This window comes from Microcystis sp. M53598_WE2 (genome assembly GCF_030067735.1).
Lineage (GTDB): Bacteria > Cyanobacteriota > Cyanobacteriia > Cyanobacteriales > Microcystaceae > Microcystis > Microcystis aeruginosa.
In genome coordinates, this window is record NZ_JASJFE010000396.1 from 1 (window position 1) to 4685 (window position 4685).

The following is a 4685-nucleotide window of genomic DNA, read 5'->3' on the forward strand; positions in this document are numbered from 1 at the left end:
TGCTGCGCCGTCCACTTGGTTTTCGAGACTGGCCTTTTAATTCTAACGTAAAGCCAACCTAGAACGGCGGGGTTTCAGACCCAAAATTTCCGATGACCAGCCATACCTGTCTAACATATCCAACATCAAAAATCTAGCAGATCGATCGCTCTTGGTAAATCCGGGGATAATTGTCAATTCAACCAGTGCAAGGTAATGAGGTGATTTTCGGGGATGATCATAAATCCTGTTTAGAAGCTATAGGGGAGCGGGTAGTTCGAGCATTTGTACTAAAATTCCCGATAGGCGGTTTAAATCCAGTACAGCTTATTATAGAAAAGGTTGATTGATCAGGTGGCAATATGGCGCAATTTTCTCGCAAAACTCTACTAACCTTGCTTGCTAGTATATTAGTATTATTATTCTCTGTGGCTCCGGCCCAAGCGCTAAGTTATAATAACCGCAATTTGACCGATAACGACTTTGCGGGGCAGGATTTGCGCGATTCCACCTTCGATCACTCTAATCTGCGCGGTAGTAACTTCAGTCGTGCCAACCTGGAAGGAGTGCGCTTTTTTTCTGCCAACTTGGAGGGGGCCGACTTTAGCGATGCCAATATGAGAAATGTGGATTTAGAATCGGCCCGTTTAACCAAAGCCAACTTTACCAATGCCGTTCTCGAAGGAGCTTTTGCCACTAACATTTTAATCAAAGGTGCAATTATCGACGGGGCCGATTTTACCGATGCAATTATTCGCTCCGATGTGGAAAAATATCTTTGTGAGAGAGCGACGGGAACTAACCCAGTAACTGGCAGAAATACCCGCGATACCCTATTTTGTCGCTGATACCTAACTATGCTGCCCCGAATCGCGCTGTCATGACCGATCAAACTAGAGCCAGATCGGCCATAATTGCTGTAAGCTAGTATTCGATTTTTTAACACAACCTTTAGAATAGACTTTCAAGCCAGTCAGTTCGATCGATCAGTCCCCTCTTGGAAAAAGGAAATTGTAACCATCGTGTCCACCAGTACCCTCGGCAATCAAGACAAAGAGCAGAAACCTAGTAGTGACTCGGATAGCTTTTTCCAAGGAGTCTCCAGAGTCGCAGGGGGAACTGTTCTCGGCCTGTTGATGGTATCCACGGCCGTGGTGACTGGGGCTGTGGTAGGATTAGCGATTAGTTACCGCAATCTACCCGATGTGAGGATTTTACGGGGTTACGTCCCCACGGAAACCAGTTATATCTACGATGTTAAAGGCAGACCCCTGACCAGCTTACACGGGGAAGCGAATCGGGAGGTGGTGGAACTCGATCAAATTTCTCCCAATCTAAAACGCGCCGTGATGGCGATCGAAGATAGCCATTTTTATCACCATCGTGGTATTAATCCTAATAGTATCGGCCGGGCAGTAGTCGCTAACTGGAAAAGTGGCGGTGTGGTGGAAGGTGCATCTACTATCACCATGCAGTTAGTCAAAAATATTTTTCTCTCCCATCAGCGCACCGTTAGCCGTAAATTAGCCGAGGCGGTCCTGGCAGTACGAGTGGAACAGGTTTTTAGCAAAAATGACATTCTGGAAATGTACCTCAATAATATCTATTGGGGTCATAATAATTACGGAGTGCAAACCGCCGCTAAAAGTTATTTTAATAAACCCGCTGCCCAGTTAAATTTAGCAGAATCGGCGATGATGGCTGGTTTAATCCAAGCGCCGGAAGTTTATAGTCCTTTTAATAATTATAAAACCGCCAAGGAAAGACAGGCACTGGTTCTCAGTCGGATGCGTACTTTAGGTTGGATTACCCCCGCACAGGAAGAGGCCGCTTTAAAGGAACCTCTGAAACTGGGTAAACCCACCGCTTGGCAAGAAAGTAAATTACCCTACGTTACCGATGCAGTGGTGGCAGAATTGCGGCAAAAATTTGGCAAGGAAACCCTAATTAAAGGGGGAATGCGGATTCAAACCACGATCGATCTCGACTTTCAAAACATGGCCGAGTCTACCATCCAACGGGCCTATAATAGCTTGCGTGGTCGCGGTATTCGTACCAAAGACCTACAAATTTCTCTAGTCGCAGTGGATCCCCGCACCCATTTCGTCAAGGCGCTCGTCGGTGGCGTTGATTACAATAAAAGTCAATTAAACCGCGCCATCCAATCCCGTCGTCAACCGGGGTCAGCTTTTAAACCCTTCGTCTATTATACTGCCTTCGCTAGTGGTCGTTTTACCCCCGAAACGGTAGTTAATGATGCTCCCATTCGTTTTCGCGAGGCCGGCGGCTTCTATAGCCCAAAAAACTACGGTGGCGGCTATTCTGGTCAAGTTTCCCTGCGTAGCGCTCTGATGCAGTCTCTGAATATTCCCGCAGTTGTTCTCGGTCGTCGTGTCGGGATAAATAAAGTCATTGAAGTCTGTCGTCTGTTGGGTTTCGAGAGTCCTTTAATTGCCGTGACCTCTTTACCTTTGGGTTCGGTAGATGTGACTCCTCTGGAAATGGCGGGGGCCTACGCTACTTTTGCCAGTAATGGCTGGCATTCTAAGCCTACCTTTATCATGCGTGTTACTGATAGCCGCGGTAACGTCATGCTCGATAATACACCCAAACCGAAGCTAGTTTTAGACCCCTGGGCCACCGCTTCTCTCAATTCTGTCCTACAGGGAGTTATTCAGGGGGGAACAGCAACCTCGGCCCAAATCGGTCGTCCAGCAGCGGGAAAAACCGGTACTACCGATAACGAGAAAAATGTCTGGTTTGTCGGTTATGTTCCCCAATTAGCCACCGCAGTGTGGATTGGAGATGACCAAAATCGCACTTTAGGTAAAGGTATCACCGGCGGCGGTTTTGCCGCTCCCATTTGGCGCGATTTCATGGCACAAGCTCTGAAAAATGAACGGGTAGAATATTTTCCTTCTCCTTCCAAATTCCGCAAACCAACAGTTAAGTAGATGGTTAATCTAATTGGTTTGATCGTAATTCATGAATTGAGTAAAGGTGGCCACGTTTTTGTAAGAGTAATGCTTTAAACCAATGGCATTACTAACTTATTCAAGGAACTTTTAAAGGCATTTTTCCACAGAATCACATTCGGAATTTTTCTAGATAGCACGACTATTCGAGGTGTTATCGGTGAATTTTTCCGCCTATCACTCTCTATAGGGTGATTATCCCGAAAGTTTCTGTTTTTTGTCTTCTAGAGGTTGACCAGACAGAAAATGTTGTATAATAATATAGTTCGACCACTGAATATTCTCTGAGTTCATAGCGGATTGATTATTGAGAATGTCTGAAAAATCCCTCCTAGATGAAATTGCTAATTGCCACTATGCACGACAATGTTTAGGAGATTCTGCTGCTGTAAATCCATGTCGCAAAATTGTTGAATATCAGAATACACTCGGAATAACCAAATTCCACATTCCTGAACCGTGGAGTGGGCAAATAGAGAAAGCACCCATTCTTTTTCTAAGTTCCAATCCATCAATTAGTTGTGATGAAGTGTATCCAAATTGGGATTGGTCATCGACAGAAGTTTATGATTATTTTAATAACCGTTTTGGAGGAGGAGATAAAAACTGGATTATTAGTGGTACAAGATCGTTGCAAATAGATGGAACATATAGTCGTGCCACTCCATTTTGGGCAGCAGTTAGGCAACGCTCTATTGAACTACTTCAACGGGATGTTATCCCAGGACTCGATTATGCACTTACAGAAATAGTACATTGCAAATCTCGTAAAGAAATTGGGGTAAAACAATCGCAAGAGCAATGTGTCCAAGCATATTTAAGGAGGATTTTAGAATTAGCAAAAGCAAGAGTAATAGTAGTTTTAGGAGTACCTGCAAAACAAGCGATTCAAAAAGAATTTGAAATCCCTCCAGAAAAATTGCTATCCGAACCTATTGAAATAGGTGACCATCAAAGATTGTTTACATTTCTTCCTCATCCCAATGCACGAGGCGATCGTTCTTTTGCCAAGTGTTTGCAACATAATGAACTTGAAAAGCTACGGTATGCTTTAGCGACAGAATCAATAACGTAGGTGTAGATTTGCGTAGTGCGATCGCCGTCCGTAGTGGCCTTTTTATCTCTCATATTTAGGAATTTAAATAATATTGGCTTTGCCATTGACGTAAATAGTTTAGAGACACTGGAAAATATTGCTTACAGCCTTGCACTGACGATGTTTTTCAGCAGTCTAGAGTTCAGCGTTAGTTTGAGTATTTTGGTATTATAGGAGCAGGTTAGGCTTGCCCCTAAGCGATAAGCCTTCATTTTTTCCTTTTTCACCCGATTAAAAGAGGAGCCTTATAAATCAGGGTGAGAGCATCTGAAAAGCTATTGACAATTGGCCAATTTTGTGATCACCGTGGGCATTTCCAGTGATACCAGTCAGTCAGAATAGTTAAGAAATCGACCCATTTGATTGAGAGGGCAAATTCTCATCAAATATACCTGAATCGTGGGTAAGAAACCCAGATAAAGTTCATTTATAATAAAGTCACAAAAAAAACCTTTGCTTGAACCGATGACGACTTCCTTGACTGAGAGTCTCACCCTTGAAGATTTCCTCAAATTGCCATATTTGGAGGATTCTCCAGCATGGGAATACTTGCATGGAGTCGCAATTCAGAAACCCATGCCTAAGACTCGACACTCTATCCTGCAAAAACGTCTTTTAGCTGAGGTTGACAGCCA

Annotated in this window: 3 protein-coding genes and 1 pseudogene; all 4 read left to right on the forward strand. The window is 43.9% G+C overall.

All coding sequences use genetic code 11. From position 1 onward, the window contains the following. The first annotated feature begins 341 nt into the window (after positions 1–341). On the forward strand, positions 342–827 hold the full coding sequence (locus PX636_RS08510; protein WP_002795476.1) for a pentapeptide repeat-containing protein: 486 nt from the start codon (positions 342–344) through the stop codon (positions 825–827). Positions 828–1001: 174 nt separating this feature from the next. Continuing rightward, a complete protein-coding gene (locus tag PX636_RS08515) occupies positions 1002–2933 on the forward strand; it encodes a transglycosylase domain-containing protein (RefSeq protein ID WP_002795477.1) in 1932 nt (643 codons plus the stop codon). A 334-nt stretch (positions 2934–3267) separates the two neighbouring features. After that, positions 3268–4029, forward strand: a complete 762-nt coding sequence (locus tag PX636_RS08520; protein WP_288116752.1) for a uracil-DNA glycosylase family protein — start codon at positions 3268–3270, stop codon at positions 4027–4029. Between the two features lie 486 nt (positions 4030–4515). Further along, positions 4516–4685, forward strand: a pseudogene (locus PX636_RS08525) (Uma2 family endonuclease); the annotation flags it as partial.

Coding starts and splice junctions, on each gene's coding strand:
- PX636_RS08520 (WP_288116752.1), top strand. CDS start 3,268: ATGTCTGAAAAATCCCTCCTAGATGAAATTGCTAATTGCCACTATGCA.
- PX636_RS08510 (WP_002795476.1), top strand. CDS start 342: ATGGCGCAATTTTCTCGCAAAACTCTACTAACCTTGCTTGCTAGTATA.